This is a genomic window from Thiocapsa sp., from assembly GCF_011390875.1.
GTDB lineage: Bacteria > Pseudomonadota > Gammaproteobacteria > Chromatiales > Chromatiaceae > Thiocapsa.
In genome coordinates this window covers 1-14,859 of the sequence record NZ_JAABRP010000129.1, presented here as the reverse complement: position 1 = coordinate 14,859, position 14,859 = coordinate 1, and the positions used below count along the sequence as shown (strand labels likewise).

General features: G+C 63.6%; 15 protein-coding genes. 9 read left to right on the top strand and 6 right to left on the bottom strand.

What is annotated here, in order from left to right; translation table 11 throughout:
- Both rsxG and GPT33_RS11740 read left to right on the top strand, forming a co-directional pair.
- Positions 1–488: electron transport complex subunit RsxG (rsxG, locus tag GPT33_RS11745; protein ID WP_296809123.1), on the top strand; the 488-nt coding region annotated here is incomplete at its 5' end.
- Positions 488–1,210, top strand: a complete 723-nt coding sequence (locus GPT33_RS11740; protein ID WP_296809120.1) for an electron transport complex subunit E — start codon at positions 488–490, stop codon at positions 1,208–1,210. The genes rsxG and GPT33_RS11740, both read left to right, overlap by 1 nt.
- Before the next feature lie 51 nt (positions 1,211–1,261).
- Here the strand turns inward: GPT33_RS11740 and GPT33_RS11735 are convergent, their stop codons facing one another.
- A complete protein-coding gene (locus GPT33_RS11735) occupies positions 1,262–3,400 on the bottom strand; it encodes an ATP-binding protein (protein ID WP_296809117.1) in 2,139 nt (712 codons plus the stop codon).
- 265 nt (positions 3,401–3,665) lie between these two features.
- Between GPT33_RS11735 and GPT33_RS11730 the strand changes: the two genes are divergently transcribed.
- Together GPT33_RS11730 and rlmJ are read left to right on the top strand one after the other, a co-directional pair.
- Positions 3,666–4,556: a phosphoribulokinase gene (locus tag GPT33_RS11730; protein WP_296809114.1), complete on the top strand. Its 891-nt coding sequence runs from the start codon at positions 3,666–3,668 to the stop codon at positions 4,554–4,556.
- 219 nt (positions 4,557–4,775) lie between these two features.
- Positions 4,776–5,552: a 23S rRNA (adenine(2030)-N(6))-methyltransferase RlmJ gene (gene rlmJ, locus GPT33_RS11725; protein WP_296809112.1), complete on the top strand. Its 777-nt coding sequence runs from the start codon at positions 4,776–4,778 to the stop codon at positions 5,550–5,552.
- Positions 5,553–5,755: 203 nt separating this feature from the next.
- On the opposite strand, the gene GPT33_RS11720 is transcribed toward rlmJ, so the two are convergent.
- Genes GPT33_RS11720 through miaB form a run of 5 tightly spaced genes read right to left on the bottom strand, consistent with a single transcriptional unit; the run spans position 5,756 to position 10,592 of the window.
- A complete protein-coding gene (locus GPT33_RS11720) occupies positions 5,756–6,775 on the bottom strand; it encodes a ribonuclease T2 (RefSeq protein ID WP_296809109.1) in 1,020 nt (339 codons plus the stop codon).
- Between the two features lie 32 nt (positions 6,776–6,807).
- Positions 6,808–7,698 carry a transporter associated domain-containing protein gene (locus tag GPT33_RS11715; RefSeq protein WP_296809108.1) on the bottom strand — a complete coding sequence of 297 codons (891 nt, stop codon included), beginning with the start codon at positions 7,696–7,698 and terminating at the stop codon, positions 6,808–6,810.
- Positions 7,679–8,206, bottom strand: coding sequence for an rRNA maturation RNase YbeY (gene ybeY, locus GPT33_RS11710; RefSeq protein WP_296809107.1), 528 nt, complete (start codon positions 8,204–8,206; stop codon positions 7,679–7,681). The genes GPT33_RS11715 and ybeY overlap by 20 nt, the downstream gene beginning before the upstream one ends.
- Positions 8,203–9,201: a PhoH family protein gene (locus GPT33_RS11705; protein WP_296809126.1), complete on the bottom strand. Its 999-nt coding sequence runs from the start codon at positions 9,199–9,201 to the stop codon at positions 8,203–8,205. The genes ybeY and GPT33_RS11705 overlap by 4 nt, the downstream gene beginning before the upstream one ends.
- Before the next feature lie 14 nt (positions 9,202–9,215).
- Complete coding sequence (gene miaB, locus GPT33_RS11700; RefSeq protein ID WP_296809106.1) at positions 9,216–10,592, bottom strand: tRNA (N6-isopentenyl adenosine(37)-C2)-methylthiotransferase MiaB; 1,377 nt, start codon at positions 10,590–10,592, stop codon at positions 9,216–9,218.
- A gap of 307 nt (positions 10,593–10,899) precedes the next feature.
- Here miaB and GPT33_RS11695 point away from each other — a divergent pair, with 307 nt between their 5' ends.
- The 5 genes from GPT33_RS11695 to nrdD all read left to right on the top strand — a co-directional run.
- On the top strand, positions 10,900–11,364 hold the full coding sequence (locus GPT33_RS11695; protein WP_296809105.1) for a thiosulfate oxidation carrier protein SoxY: 465 nt from the start codon (positions 10,900–10,902) through the stop codon (positions 11,362–11,364).
- A 37-nt stretch (positions 11,365–11,401) separates the two neighbouring features.
- On the top strand, positions 11,402–11,725 hold the full coding sequence (gene soxZ / locus GPT33_RS11690) for a thiosulfate oxidation carrier complex protein SoxZ (protein ID WP_296809104.1): 324 nt from the start codon (positions 11,402–11,404) through the stop codon (positions 11,723–11,725).
- 98 nt (positions 11,726–11,823) lie between these two features.
- Complete coding sequence (locus tag GPT33_RS11685) at positions 11,824–12,396, top strand: YeeE/YedE thiosulfate transporter family protein (protein WP_296809098.1); 573 nt, start codon at positions 11,824–11,826, stop codon at positions 12,394–12,396.
- Entirely contained in the window at positions 12,393–12,926 is a 534-nt protein-coding gene (locus GPT33_RS11680) for a DUF302 domain-containing protein (RefSeq protein ID WP_296809093.1), read from the top strand. Before GPT33_RS11685 ends, GPT33_RS11680 begins: the two co-directional genes overlap by 4 nt.
- A 256-nt stretch (positions 12,927–13,182) precedes the next feature.
- Positions 13,183–14,859 (top strand): anaerobic ribonucleoside-triphosphate reductase (nrdD, locus tag GPT33_RS11675; protein ID WP_296809090.1); only part of this gene is annotated, 1,677 nt, incomplete at its 3' end.

Genomic DNA, 14,859 nt, shown 5'->3' with positions numbered 1-14,859 from the left:
GGCAGTTCGACAACGAGCCGCTCGAGGATCTGATCCAAGTAAGTGCGCGCGAGCTCCTCGGCGCGGAGAGCACGCGCGTCTACCGTGTCCGCAAGGCCGGAGAACCCACCGCAGTCATTCTGGACCCGGTCGTTCCGGACGGTTATGCCGGCCCGATCCAGCTCTTGGTGTCGGTCCTGCGCGACGGCAGCGTCGGCGGGGTGCGCGTCTTGTTCCACCACGAAACACCCGGGCTCGGCGACAAGATCGAAGAGCGCAAATCGGACTGGGTCTTGAGCTTCGACGGAAAGTCACTCTCCAATCCGATGCCCGAGGGCTGGGCGGTGAAGCGCGACGGCGGCGAATTCGATCAATTCACCGGGGCGACCATCACACCCCGTGCGATCGTCCAGGCGGTGAAGAACACCCTCATCTACGTCCAACAGCAGGGCGAGACCCTCTTTGAGCCCGTCGAAGGCGTGGCGACCGCGGCGAAGGGGGCGGGTTGATGGCGGCACCCCAACCCTACGGCAGCATCATCGGCGACGGGTTCTGGAACAACAACCAGGCGCTTGTCGCCCTGCTTGGACTCTGTCCCTTGCTCGCGACCACGACGAGCGCGACAAACGGCTTGGGTATGGGCCTAGCCACGACGGCCGTGCTCATCCTCTCCAACGTGACCGTCTCGCTGATCCGCGACCTGGTGCGTCCCGAGGTCCGCTTACCCGTCTTCGTGCTGGTGATTGCGGCCTTCGTCACTGCGGTCGAGCTCACCGTTCAAGCCTATTTTTACGAGCTCTATCTTGTGTTGGGGCTCTTTATTCCGTTGATCGTGACCAACTGCGCCATCATCGGTCGGGCCGAGGCATTCGCCTCCAAGAACCGCGTCGACCGTGCCCTGCTCGACGGGATCGCGATGGGGCTCGGCTTCACGCTGGTGTTGGTCGTGCTGGGCGGAATGCGTGAATTCATCGGCCAAGGCACCCTCTTTTACCAGGCCAACCTTTTGCTCGGAGAGGCCGCGACCGGCCTCAGTCTCAGCCTGGGCGAAGGATTCCAGGGTGCGCTCATCGCCATTCTCCCGCCCGGTGCCTTCATCGGGCTCGGTCTGCTGATTGCACTGAAGAATTTGATCGATAAGCGTGTCAAGCGGCGTGCAGCTGTGCGAGCAGCCGAGGCCGCACCCGCGCCGACGTCGGCCGGGGGGGTGGCGGCTCCGGCGGCGGGCTGAGGCGGTCGGTCAAGCCTCCAGCCTCAGGATCGACGCGCGGCGTCGCGGCCGTCAAATCGATCGACCGACGGCCGGTGGCTGGTGGCTGGCCGCCGGCAGCTCGCGGAGCGCGGCTTCCAGTGCCCGACGCAACTCATCCGGCCGAACTGGTTTCGACAGAAAGTCATCCATGCCGGCCGACAAGCAGTCGTTCTTAATGTCTTCGGAGGCATTGGCGGTCAGTGCGACGATCGGGATCGCCCGATCCGGTGCCTGCTCGCGGTAGCGCCGGGCGAAGCCGATCCCGTCGAGCTTGGGCATTCGCAGATCGACGATCGCGATCCCGTAGTCGCCGCTCAACGCTTCGGTCAAGGCCGCCTCCCCGTCTGCCACGCGGGTAAGCTCGAAGCCCATCTTGCCCAAAAAGCGCGTGATCACCTTGGCGGCGATCTCGTTGTCCTCGGCGACCAAGACACGCATTCGCGCCGCATCCGCGATCGGCTCCAAACCGAGTGACGGCGAGGACAGCCCAGCTTGGAGCGCTCCATCCGCCGGTATGGCTGCGCGCCCCAAAAGCGACTCGGCTGCGGCGATCAGGTCCTCCCGCAGATAGGGCTTCGTCAGGCAGGCGTCCTTCGTCCCCTCAAGCGCGGGACGCCGTCCCGGGTAAGCCAGGAAGAGGCAGGGCACCGCCTCGCCGAGGGCCGTTTTGACCTGCGCCCGCACCGCATTCAGATCTCGACCCTGCGGGTGGTCGGCGATGACGAGCAGATCGAAACGCTGATCTCGGACCTGCGCGGATCCGACATCGACAGGCTCGGCGGGCGTCTCGCAGACCGCGCCCTCGCGGCTGAAAGCGGCACAAACCAACGCTCGGCAGGTTGCGTTCGCCTCCAGGATGAGGATCCTCAAACCGCGGAGCCGAGCGTCCGGCGCGCTCGGCTCCGCCGCGACATCCTCGATCAAGGGCAGGCGAATCCAGAAGCGACTCCCGCGACCTTCATCGCTCTCCACACCGATCGCCCCGCCCATCAATAGGGTCAGCTCGCGCGAGATGGTCGTCCCGAGTCCGGTTCCGCCGAAACGCCGCGTGGTCGACTCGTCGGCCTGTCGAAAACGCTCGAAGAGTCGCGGGAGCTTGTCCGGCGGAATGCCGATCCCGGTGTCGATGACCTCGAAGAGCAGGTGAGCACGACTCTGCTCGGCCTCGGGCGGCCGGGCGCTCAGACGTACCCGGACCTCGCCCGTCGGCGTGAACTTCACGGCATTCCCCATCAGGTTGAACAGAATCTGACGCACCCTGAGCGGGTCGCCGACCACCCGGCGCGGGACGTTTGGATCCACATCGGCAATGAGCTCGAGTCCGGCCGCATGCGCGCGCATGGCGAGGGCATCGCAGACGTCGCGCACCAGGCTGCGCGGGTCGAAGGGGATGTGCTCGAGGACGATCCGCCGCGCATCGATCTTCGACAGATCCAGGATGTCGCCGATCAAGGCACCCAAGACATCGGCCGAATTGGCGATGGCCTGGACATAATCACGCTGCTCGACATCGAGCCGGGTCCCTCTCAGGAGCTCGGTCATTCCGACGACGCCGGTCAGCGGCGTGCGCAGCTCGTGCGTCATGAAGGCCAGAAAATCGCCTCTCGCTTGATTGGCCCTTTCGGCCTCGGCGCGCGCATCCTGGACCTTGCGCAGCAAGGAGTACTGGTACAAGGGCAACAGCACCAGGAGAGCCAGGAAGAACGTCGCCTCGAAGGTGTGAAGACGCCACTCGTCGAGCGCGATCAGAACGACGTTGTAGCCGAAGACGGCGGCCAGCGAGGCCACCACGAGATGGTGCTTGCCGAATCGTGTCCCTGCTGAAATGAAGACGAGGATATAGAGCAGATAAAAGGGGCTGATCGCCTCGCGGGTGATGAAGATCGCCAGGCTGATGGCGACGACATCCAGACAGATCCCGAGGTAGACCCGCGCAGGCCATTCGGGGCGCAGGACGATACTGATCAGGAAACCGACGTTCGAGACCAGATAGATGGCAAAGAGCGTGAGATAGTAGGGAACGTCGACCCGGTAGTATTGCGTCAGGGCGCCGATCGCGATGTAGAGCGCGCCCAGAAGACAGGCGGTAATGCGTACCAAGGCCGATTGAAACTCGGGGTTTCCCGTCAGTGCCTCCGACACACCGAAACGCCTGATCAGTCCATTCATTCCCTTCCCTCCGAGCCTGCTGTTGAACGCCCGAGCCGCGTTTGCGCGATCGCTGCCGCGCGGATCGATCATGGTATATTAGCGAATCGTTTCGCGCATTTCGGCACGTCGCCGATCCCGGGCCGCGAAACGAGATCGATCGACCGGCCCGCGCGCATCCATTCCGATCCCGGGTTCGATCCCCGGACCGATCGCAAGCCCGATCGCAGCCCGATCTAAGCCGGCCGCGACGAGGCTCTCAGCTCAAGAGAACGAGGAGAAGACCATGTCCAAGAAGCATCCGATCGTTGCGGTAACCGGTTCCTCGGGTGCCGGTACGACCACCGTCAAGCGCGCCTTCGAGCACATCTTTTATCGTGACGGCATCAAGGCCGCCGTCATCGAGGGCGACAGTTTCCACCGCTACGACCGCGTCGAGATGAAGGCCGAGATGGCACGTGCCGCCGAGACCCACCGCAACCTCAGCCATTTCGGTCCCGAGGCCAATCGGTTCGACCTCCTCGAGGAGCTCTTTCGCAATTACGGTGAGAGCGGCACCGGCAAGCAGCGCTACTACATCCACAGCGACTCGGAGGCCGATCACCACAATGCACGCCTCGGAACCCAGCTCAAAGCCGGGCAGTTCACGCCCTGGGAGGATCTTGCCGAGGGCACCGACGTGCTCTTCTATGAGGGCCTACACGGGTTGGTCGTGACGGAGGAGGACAATGTCGCGCAACACGTCGATCTCGGCGTCGGCGTGGTCCCGATCATCAATCTGGAGTGGATCCAGAAGATCTTCCGCGACAACGCCGAGCGCGGCTATTCGGCCGAGGCGATCGTCGACACCATCATGCGCCGCATGCCGGACTACATCCGCCACGTCACGCCGCAGTTCTCGCTGACCGACATCAACTTCCAGCGTGTGGCGACGGTCGACACTTCCAATCCCTTCATCGCCCGCGACATCCCGACACCCGACGAGAGCTTCGTCATCATCCGATTCAAGGATCCCGAGCGGCTCCAGATCGATTTCCCGTATCTCCTGTCGATGATCAACGACTCCTTCATGTCGCGGCGCAACACCATGGTCGTGCCGGGCGGCAAGATGGGGATGGCGATGGAGGTCATCCTGCAGCCGATCATCGAACGCATGATGGACGCGCGCAAGGTCTGACCGCATGCAATCACGGGCCTCGCGGGCGGACTCGCCCGCGAGGCAACGCAGCGGCGCGGAACCTCGTCGCGCTGCTCGGCACATGCCGAACGCTGCTTCGGTTGCGATCGCCGCATCAAAGGCGCTGGATCCGAGAGGAGCAACGGCCTGTTAAGCTACCTTCACGGCTTCCACGCCGGCAATCACGCGGACGTCTTCAAGCATGCGGTTCTCACCCTCTTGCTCAAGGCACTGCTGGCCAAACCCAAACCGCTGGTCTACGTGGAATCGCATGCCGGGGCCGGTCGGTACGATCTCGGGACCGAGCAGGCGCTCAAGACGGCGGAATATCGGCTCGGGATCGAGCGACTCTGGGCGCGGCGTGATGCCTTTCCGGCTATTTCGGCCTATCTCGGGGCCATCGCCGCGCTGAATCCGGACGGCGGTTTCGCGGTCTATCCGGGCTCACCCGCCCTCGCGGCGCATCTGCTGCGGGCCGAGGATCGCCTGATCCTGATGGAGCTTCATCCAACCGAGTCGCAGACGCTGCGTCGTCATCTCGGAGGTGACCCCCGGATCGGCATCCATCGTCGCGACGGCCTCGAAGGATTGACCGCACTCTTGCCGCCGAAGCCCGCACGCGGGCTGGTTCTGATCGACCCGCCATACGAGCAGGCCTCAGAGTACAGGCGCGTTGCAGACGCGCTCCTCGCCGCGCATGCTCGCTGGCCGACCGGGGTCTACGCGCTCTGGTACCCGCGTTTGGGGCTTCAACGCGATCGCTCCGCAGATCTGATCGGGCGGATCCGGGGATCCGTCTCAGACGGGCTTCTGTGCGAGTTGACGGTGCGGCGACAGGTCGACGATTTCGGGATGCACGGCTCCGGAATGCTGATCCTCAACCCGCCTTGGCGCCTGAAAGAGCAGCTCGCGGACCTGCTGCCGCGACTCGCCGAGGTGCTCGCAATCGAGGAGACGGGCAGATCGACACCGACATGGAAGATCGGCACTGCGTAAGTTGAGCCGAGCCTTGCAAAGCACGACCAACCGTTGGGGCAAGTTGTGCTTCCTATCGTCAGCACAACCTAAGCGCATGGAATTTTGCGGAAATCGCCCAACAACACGACGAGAGAACACCTTGTCCAGGGTTGTCGTTGTCGACAACGACAAGGATTCGGTGTGTACCTAATCCTTGACACGTAGCTTGGCTGCCATAGCGATCAGCGTGATCGCGCTCCCTGGATGCCCACCTGATCGACCCATCCACCGCGGCAGTCGGGACTGCGCTTGGGCGCGGCGAGGATCAACCCGCCCAGCTCGGCGGTGTCGTCCACGACGCCGGCCAAACCGATCCGCAACTCCTCGATCAACCCCTCGGAACAGCTCAGGCGGACCCGCTCGCCGGCTCCTTTGCCGAAGGCGTCGTCGAAGGCGGCGCGCACCCGGGTCGCGCTCAGGCGCTTTCCGATGTTCTCCTCGAACAGTTCACGGACGCCGGAGGTGTTGAGCTGCTCGAGCAGCAACATGGAATGACGGAAATAGGTATCGGCATCCGTGCCGTAACAGGTCCCGTGTTTGATCCATTGATGCCGCTGAAGATCGGACAGGGTTCCCGGCATCACGGTGCCCAGTCGCGCGCGGGTCGCCGCGCCCAGATCGAGCGCCGGCAAGAGGCGCCAACGGCCGGATTTCGACAAATTCCTCTCCCGTTCGGCGACACCGCAATAGCTGTTGCCGATGGGCTGAGGCCAGAGACCGTGGAGCGAGAAGTGCCTTGCATCCGTACGCTCGGGGGTCTGGTCGCGGCACTCGGGACGCGTCCCGCGCACCTCGCAGAAGGCGGGCTGCCAACTGGCCGCCAGCACGAGCTGACTCTCCATCGAGCCCACGCGCGACGACAGCGAAGGCGACTGCGGCGCATCCGGACCCGGCGTCGTTGCAGGGGCCTCGGCCAGTCGACCGCATCGAATCTCGACCCAGCGCTCCTTCGGGTTCGCGTCCTCGAACCTGAGTCGATAGTGGCTCGGATCCGCCCGATTGGTCCCGACGACCGAATACTCTTGGCCGGGGACGAGAAGGATCGAACTCGGGTTGTCCGGTCGCTTGGTCGAGACCGTCGCCGGGCAAGGTTGCTCGGCGATGAGAACGGCGTCAAAGCGCTCGGCGAAGGTTGCAGACGACCACAGGAGTACGAACACCGACCACAGAAATTTGCGCAGGCGTGGGGGGTCCGTTGCCATGGGATTCAATCGCCTGCCTCCTGGCGTCAGCTTCAGGATGGACGCGCAGTATCCTCGGGGACATCGGGCGGGTTCTCCGCGGAATCCAACGCCTCGACACTCACGAGGTGGACCCGCCGGCTGTCGGCACGCATCACGGTGAACCGGAACCGGCCGAGCTCGACCGACTCGCCTTTCTTGGGCAGATGACCCAATGCGTTCACGACCAGACCGCCGATGGTGTCGAACTCTTCGTCGGAGAAGTCGCTGCCGAAATACTCGTTGAAGTCTTCGATCGTCGTGCGCGCCTTTGCGCTGAACTCGTTCTTGCCGCGCCGGAAGATCCCCGGGCCTTCGTCGTAGTCGTGCTCGTCGTCGATCTCGCCGACGATCTGCTCGAGCACGTCCTCGATGGTCACGAGTCCGCCCGCGCTGCCGTACTCGTCGATCACGATCGCCATATGATTGCGGCTGGAACGAAACTCCTTGAGCAAGACATTGAGACGCTTGCTCTCGGGCACGAAGACCGCGGAACGCAACAGGTCGCGGATGTTGAAGGCGCGTCCGCCGTGGTCTCGGCAGAAGGACAGCAGGTCCTTGGCCAATAGGATGCCGACGACCTCTCCTTTGTCGTCGCCCGTCACGGGAAAACGGGAATGCGCCGATTTGACGGCGATTTCAAGGATCTTTTCCAGTGGGTCGTCCCGCCTGAGATACACCATCTCGGCCCGCGGAATCATGATGTCGCGCACGCGCAGATCGGAGACCTGCAACACGCCTTCGATCATGCTCAAGGCATCGGTATCGAGCAGCTCGCGCTCCTTGGCATCTTTGAGCACCTCCAGGAGCTGCTCCTTGTCTTGTGGCTCGCCCCCGAGCATCTGGCCGATCCGCTCGAACCAGTTACGTGAACGCGAGCCCTCACTAGATCGATCGCTGGTCATCGTGTGCTGTTTGATCCTCGTAAGGTGAAGGGAATCCCAAGGCGCCGAGGATACCCGATTCCAGGGTTTCCATCTTCTCGGCGTCGCTCTCGGTAAGGTGATCGTAATCAAGCAGATGCAGGACACCGTGCACCACCATGTGGGCCCAGTGCGCCCGCTCGGCCTTGCACTGTTCGCGTGCCTCGCGCTGCACCACGTCGGCGCAAATTACGAGGTCGCCGAGCAGATCGGCGATCGGGTCGGCGGAATCGACACCGAAATCCAGATCGGGCGGCAGGTCGAACGGAAAGGAGAGGATGTTGGTCGGCCCTTCACGCCCGCGATAGGTCCCGTTCAGGGCCGCTCCCTCCTCGGTATCCACGAGGCGAATGGTCAGGGCCGCACGGTCTCGCCGACCGGCCAAGGCGGCAGACGCCCAGCGCTCGAAGTCGGCCGGGGACGGAAGATCCCCTGCCGCACAGGCGATCTGGAGATCCAGGTCCAGCGTCACGGGCATGTCGCCGCTCATGCCTTCGGCGCCCGCCCTCGCAGAGGAACCGGCTGCTCGAAGGCATCGTAGGCATTGACGATGCGCTGAACCAGTGCATGGCGCACCACGTCGCGCGCGTTGAAGAAGGTGAAGCTGATGCCCTCGACATCCTTCAGGATCTCGACCGCCTGGCGCAACCCCGAGGGCTGGCCGCGCGGCAGATCGACCTGGGTGACGTCGCCCGTAATCACCGCCGTCGAGCCGAAACCGATGCGCGTCAGAAACATCTTCATTTGCTCGGGCGTCGTGTTCTGCGCTTCGTCCAGAATAATGAAGGAGTCGTTGAGCGTGCGCCCGCGCATGTAGGCCAGCGGGGCGACCTCGATGACGTTGCGCTCGAGCAATTTGGTGACCTTCTCGAAGCCGAGCATCTCGAAGAGCGCATCGTAGAGCGGACGCAGATAGGGATCGATCTTTTGGGCTAGATCGCCGGGCAGGAATCCCAACCGCTCGCCCGCCTCGACCGCCGGTCGCACCAGCAGGAGACGGCGCACGCTGTCGGATTCGAGCGCCTCGACCGCGCAGGCCACCGCCAGATAGGTCTTACCCGTACCGGCAGGGCCGACACCGAAATTAATGTCGTGCTTCAGCATGGCGTGGAGATAGCTCTGCTGATTCGGTCCGCGTGCTCGGATCAGACCGCGCTTGGTCTTGATGACGACATCCGGCAGACGATCCTCGGCCGATTCCAGAAGCGCGTCGGCCCCGGACTCCTGAAGCCAAAGATGAATCGTCTCGGGCGTGAGCACCTCGGTGGCGGTCTCGGCATAGAGATCCCGGAGCAACTGGTCGCCGAGACGCACGCCTTCGGGATCGCCGATCAGACGGAAGTTGACGCCGCGATTGCTGATTTCGATGCCGAGTCGACGCTCCAACTGGCGCAGGTGTTGATCGAGCTGACCGCAAAGGTTGGCGAGCCGCACGTTGTCGGCAGGCTCAAGCTCAAGATCCAGTGTTTGCGGTTGGATCGACACGCCGGCAGTAGAGCTCAAGCGCCGATCCCGCACATCGCCGCGCGGGCCGATGCGGGGGCTATCAGACGACCGCGCAGCGAATTGGGCAGCGCTTCGGTGATCTCGATATCGACGAAATCGCCGATCAGCTCGGGCGCGCCGGTGAAGTTGACGACGCGGTTGTTCTCGGTTCGACCCGCAAGTTGGAGTGGATCCTTGCGCGACGGTCGCTCGACCAAGACCCGCTGAAGGGTGCCGACCATCGCCTGGCTGTAGTGCCGGGCATTGTCGTTGATGCGCGCCTGAAGCCGCTCCAACCGAGCCTTCTTATCGGCAAGCGGCACGTCGTCCGGATAATCGGCTGCCGGCGTGCCGGGGCGCCGGCTAAATACGAAACTGAAGCTTTGGTCGAACCCGATCTCCTCGATCAGGTCCATGGTCGCGGCAAAATCGCTCTCGGTCTCGCCCGGAAACCCCACGATGAAATCGCTCGAGATGCCGATCCCGGGCCGTGCTTGGCGCAGCCGGCGGATCTTGGACCGGTACTCGAGCGCCGTATGCCCGCGCTTCATGGCGGCGAGGATGCGATCCGAGCCGGATTGCACCGGCAGGTGCACGAAGCTCACGAGCTCGGGCACGTCCGCATAGACATCGATCAAACTGTCCGAAAACTCCACAGGATGGCTGGTCGTGAAGCGGATGCGGTCGATCCCGTCGATTGCGGCGACATAACGGATGAGCAGGGCGAGATCCGCGGTGTCGCCCTCGCCGGCCTCGTCGGCCAAAGCGCCGCGATAGGCATTGACGTTTTGCCCGAGCAGGGTGACCTCTCGCACGCCCTGCTCGGCGAGCGCCGCGACCTCCGCGATCACGTCGTCGAAGGGCCGGCTGATCTCCTCCCCGCGCGTGTAGGGCACGACGCAGTAGGTACAGTATTTGGAGCAGCCTTCCATCACGGACACGAAGGCGGTCGGACCCTCGGCGCGAGGTGACGGCAGGCAATCGAATTTCTCGATCTCCGGGAAGGACACATCGACCTGGGGCACGTGGCGCTCCCCGAGGTTCTTGAGCATCTCGGGCAATCGGTGCAGCGTCTGGGGTCCGAACACGAGATCGACATAGGGTGCGCGCGTGCGGATGGCCTCGCCTTCTTGGCTCGCCACGCAACCGCCTACCCCGATCACCAGGTCCGGATTCTCGAGCTTCAACGCCCGCCAACGCCCGAGCTGCGAGAACACCTTTTCCTGCGCCTTCTCGCGGATCGAGCAGGTGTTGAGCAGCAGGACATCGGCGTCTTCCTCACACTCCGTCAGCTCGAGACCCGCGATTGTACGCAGGACATCCGCCATGCGGGCGGAGTCGTACTCGTTCATCTGGCATCCGTGGGTCTGGATAAAAAGCTTGCGGGTCATCGAAGGCATGAGAGCGAAGAGGGGGCGCGATCGCGCAATAAGACAGGAGATAGGGTGAGGAGAAGCAATCCACAACCGGCGGCCGTCATAGCACGCCGGCCGCTCACGGCTGCATCGTCCGGCTTCGGTGACCGGGTGTCAAGTTGGTCGAGCAGGGCTTGGCTCGGAACAAATCCCTTCGAAAGACGCGCTTATTATCAGAGTAAAATAATCGGCCTTCACCCTTGCGGAGAGGCGAAACCCCGACAACACTTGTCGATAAAAGACCGTCGATCAGGTAATGGCTTCGAAACGCGAGGAAGACGCCATGAGGCGACGCGACTTGCTGAAAGCAGGTCTTGCGACCGGTTCCCTTGCCGTCGCGGCAAAGGCCGGGTTGCTCTGGCCGGTGACGGTGTTGGCCTCGGACTGGCCGGCGGATGGCTTCTCTGCAATGAGCGTCGAGAATGCGATGGCCATCCTGTTCGTCGGGGCGCCGATCGAGCAGAGCGCACGGGTTCAGCTCGAGGCAAAGGCGATTGCGGAGAACGGGGCCAGTGTCCCGATCGCGATCCGTACCGACTTGTCCGGGCCGCTCCTCCTGACCCTATTCTCCGCGAGCAACCCGACGCCGGCAGTGGGTCGATTCGAGCTGGCTCCACAGTTGGGCGGGCAGCTCGATACGCGGGTGAAAATGGCGGACTCCGGAGACATCATCGCCGTGGTCACGGCCGATGGCAGGCACTTCAGCGCCCGGCGGCATATCCAGGTCGCCGCCGGCGGTTGTGGTTGATTCATCACGAAGCTGCGAATCCAGTCGAGGTGATGCGATGGCTCGACACAAGGCAGAGCACAAGATGGCGGCCCGTATGAAGAACGGCGTCGCAGAGGTGAAAGTCCTGTTGTCCCATCCGATGGAAACGGGTAACCGAACGGATCCGACGACGGGGCTGAAGGTCCCCCGCCATTTCATCCGGGAGCTGGTCTGCGATCTCAACGGGGAGACCCTGCTGCAGGCTCAGTGGAGCTGGGGCATGGCCCGGAATCCCTATGTGGCGATGCGTCTCGCCGAGGCGGGCCCCGGGGATCGCGTGCGCTGCAGGTGGACCGATGATCGCGGGGTCGAAGACGCCATGGAGGTCGTCGTCACCTAAACCGCGTCTCACCAAGATCTAAGGAAGTTTCCGACGCCGAACACAAAATGAGAATTACGCATTTCGCTCCGGACGCGGTTTAACTGAGGTCGCTCGCCATGTGGGATCAGATCAACCCTTGGCTGACCGGCGGAGGACTGGCGATCGGCTTCGCCTTCGGCGTCGTGGCCCAACGATCGCGCTTCTGCGTGGTGTCCGCCCTGAGCAACTTCGTGATCATGCGTGACTATCGCCAACTGCACGCCTATCTCGCCGCACTCGGGGTCGCCGTGATCGGGACATTCGCGCTCGAGTGGTGGCACTTGGTGGCCATCGCGGATTCCGGTTATCGCCGTCCCGCCTTCAACTGGCTCGGCGCGCTCGGCGGCGGCCTGATCTTCGGTTTCGGGGCTGTCGGGCGCCGCCACACTCTCGGTGTCCTCTCTCTTGGCGGTCGCCGGGATCGTCGGCGGGATGACGCTCGGGATGCATTGGATCAGCCGGACCGAGGCGCACCCGACCGGGATCACGCAGGGGGGATAGCAGGGACACTCGAGGGAATGGGTTTCGGGCGAGGAAACGCAGCGGCGCGCCCGACGCCGCGTCGAGAACCGAGGCAGAACGTCGGCGCCGGCCCGCCTCCGGATCGAGGCCTGTGGCGCCCACCACCACGGGAGCGAACCACCTCATGAAAACGAGCGTTAGATCTGCCCTGAGCGGGCTGCCGAGCCTGGTGCTCGGCGCCCTACTGTCAACCTCGACCCTGGCCGACGATATCCAGCGCCACGGGGAATCCTACGTCATCTATCTACCGGCGACGCTCCAGTACAGCGCGGTGGTCGACCGGGTGCATACCGAGATCTTGGCCCAGAATTGGGATGTGGTGAATGTCCAGGATGTCGGTCTCGGCTTGCGCAAGCTCGGGGTCTGGACCGACAACACCATCATCCAAGCCTGCCAATCACAGTATTTGAAACAGGCCGTGCGCAAGGATCCCTTCATCAGCCTGATCATTCCCTGCCGCTTCACCGTGTTCCGCGAGCACGTCGCGACAGGACCGGGCGGGGATTACGAGGCAAAACCGGCACGCATCGTCGTCGGATTCGCCGACCCCGTCAGCGAGGCGAAGGCAGTGGGCCTGACACAAATCGAGGAAGCCGAGGCGGCGACCGAGGAGCTCAAGGAGGTCCTTGTGCGCGTCGCGGACTTCTATAAACCCTAAACGGCCATCAACGGCAGGACCGGCGTGGCGCCCGTCGGACATCACCGGCGGTGCCGGTGCCGGTGCCGGTTCCGGTTCCGGTTCCGGTGCCGACCGAGCCCGGCACAAACGCGCGGCCGGAGTCTCCCGCAGCGCAACCGGAGAATGCACCCGGGTTGACGCCGATCAACTTCCCCTCAAACTCTTCAACACAGCATCTAGTTGGCGTTATAGTCCGCACCACAAGATATAGTGGCAACGGACAAGAGACGCCTCCATGGGACACCAGCACAACAGCCTGTCGACCCTGCCCTTGCGGGTGCGCAAGCGCGACGGTGTCGAGGTGCGTTTCGATGCCGCCAAGATCGAATCTGCGATACAACGTGCCGGACAGGCGAGCGGTGAGTTCGGTACGCCCGAGGCGAGTCTGCTGACCGCCCAGGTGGTCAAGGTGCTGGCGCATCGCTACGGGGCCGACCGCCTGCCCGACATCGAAGGCATCCAGGATGTCGTCGAGCAGACGCTGATCAGCGCCAACCACTTCGAGACGGCCCGCAGCTATATCGTCTATCGCGAGCAGCACAAGAAGCTGCGCGACGAGCATCGCACCCTGGTCGATGTCGGCGGCTCCATCAACGAATATCTCGACCGCTCGGACTGGCGGGTCGCGGCCAATGCCAATCAGGGCTACTCGCTCGGCGGCCTGATCCTCAACACCTCGGGCAAGATGATCGCCAACTACTGGCTGAGCCACGTCTACCCGCCCGAGATCGGCCAGGCCCATCGCGACGGCGACATCCATATCCACGATCTGGACATGCTCTCGGGCTACTGCGCCGGCTGGTCGCTGCGCACCCTGCTCAACGAGGGTCTGAACGGCGTTCCGGGCAAGGTCGAGGCCGGCCCGCCCAAGCACATGTCCTCGGCGATCGGGCAGATCGTCAACTTTCTCGGCACCCTGCAAAACGAGTGGGCCGGCGCGCAGGCGTTTTCCAGCTTCGATACCTACATGGCGCCCTTCGTGCGCGTCGACGGGCTGGACTATCCGCACGTCAAGCAGGCGATCCAGGAGCTGATCTACAACCTGAACGTGCCCTCGCGCTGGGGTTGTCAGTGTGTCGACGAAGAGACCGAGTGTCTGACCGAGAACGGCTGGAAGCGACACGACCGGATCGCCCCGGGCGAGAAGATCGCCACGATCGACTGGCGCACCAATCAGCTCGAATATCTGGAGCCTCTGGCGATCACCGCCTACGACTTCGACGGCGACATGTACGTGCTGCGCAACCGCACGCAGGAGCAATGGGTCACGCCACGGCACAAGATCCTGCGCAAGGTCTTCAACAGCGACGACCGCTGGGTGCTGGAAGACATCGAAACCGTCGCGGAGCTGAAGTCCCCGGTCATCGTACCCAATGCCTGGGAGACGACCTCGACGCTTGAGGTCGACGACAAGCTGGTCATGCTGATGGCCTGGGTGGTGGCCGAGGGCAATTTCGACTTCAGCGACGGTCGCCGACGGGTGGCCCTCTATCAGTCGACGGGAAATCCCGAAAACGGTGCCGAGATCGAGTGGCTGCTGCACGAGCTCGATCTGAGCTGGCATCGCTACGAGCACACCGGGACCTACGCCAATCACCCCGTCTGTCGCTATCGCCTGAACCGAGACGCGAGCGAGTTCGTGCTCGGGTATCTCGAGCGCAAGTGTGTCCCCGGATTCATCCGCACCCTGTCGGTTCGGCAGATCCGACTCTTCCTGGACACCTACGTGAAGGGCGACGGCAGCGTCGAGGAGAGCGGACGCGTCCGGCTCTACACCAACGACCGGGAGAATCTCGATGCCCTGCAGGAGTTGTGCGCATTGGCCGGCTACGGCAGTACGGTCTATACGCGCAAAGACTCAGGCGTGCATGTCCTCAACATCATCCGCAACCGCGACACCTACATCCAGCTC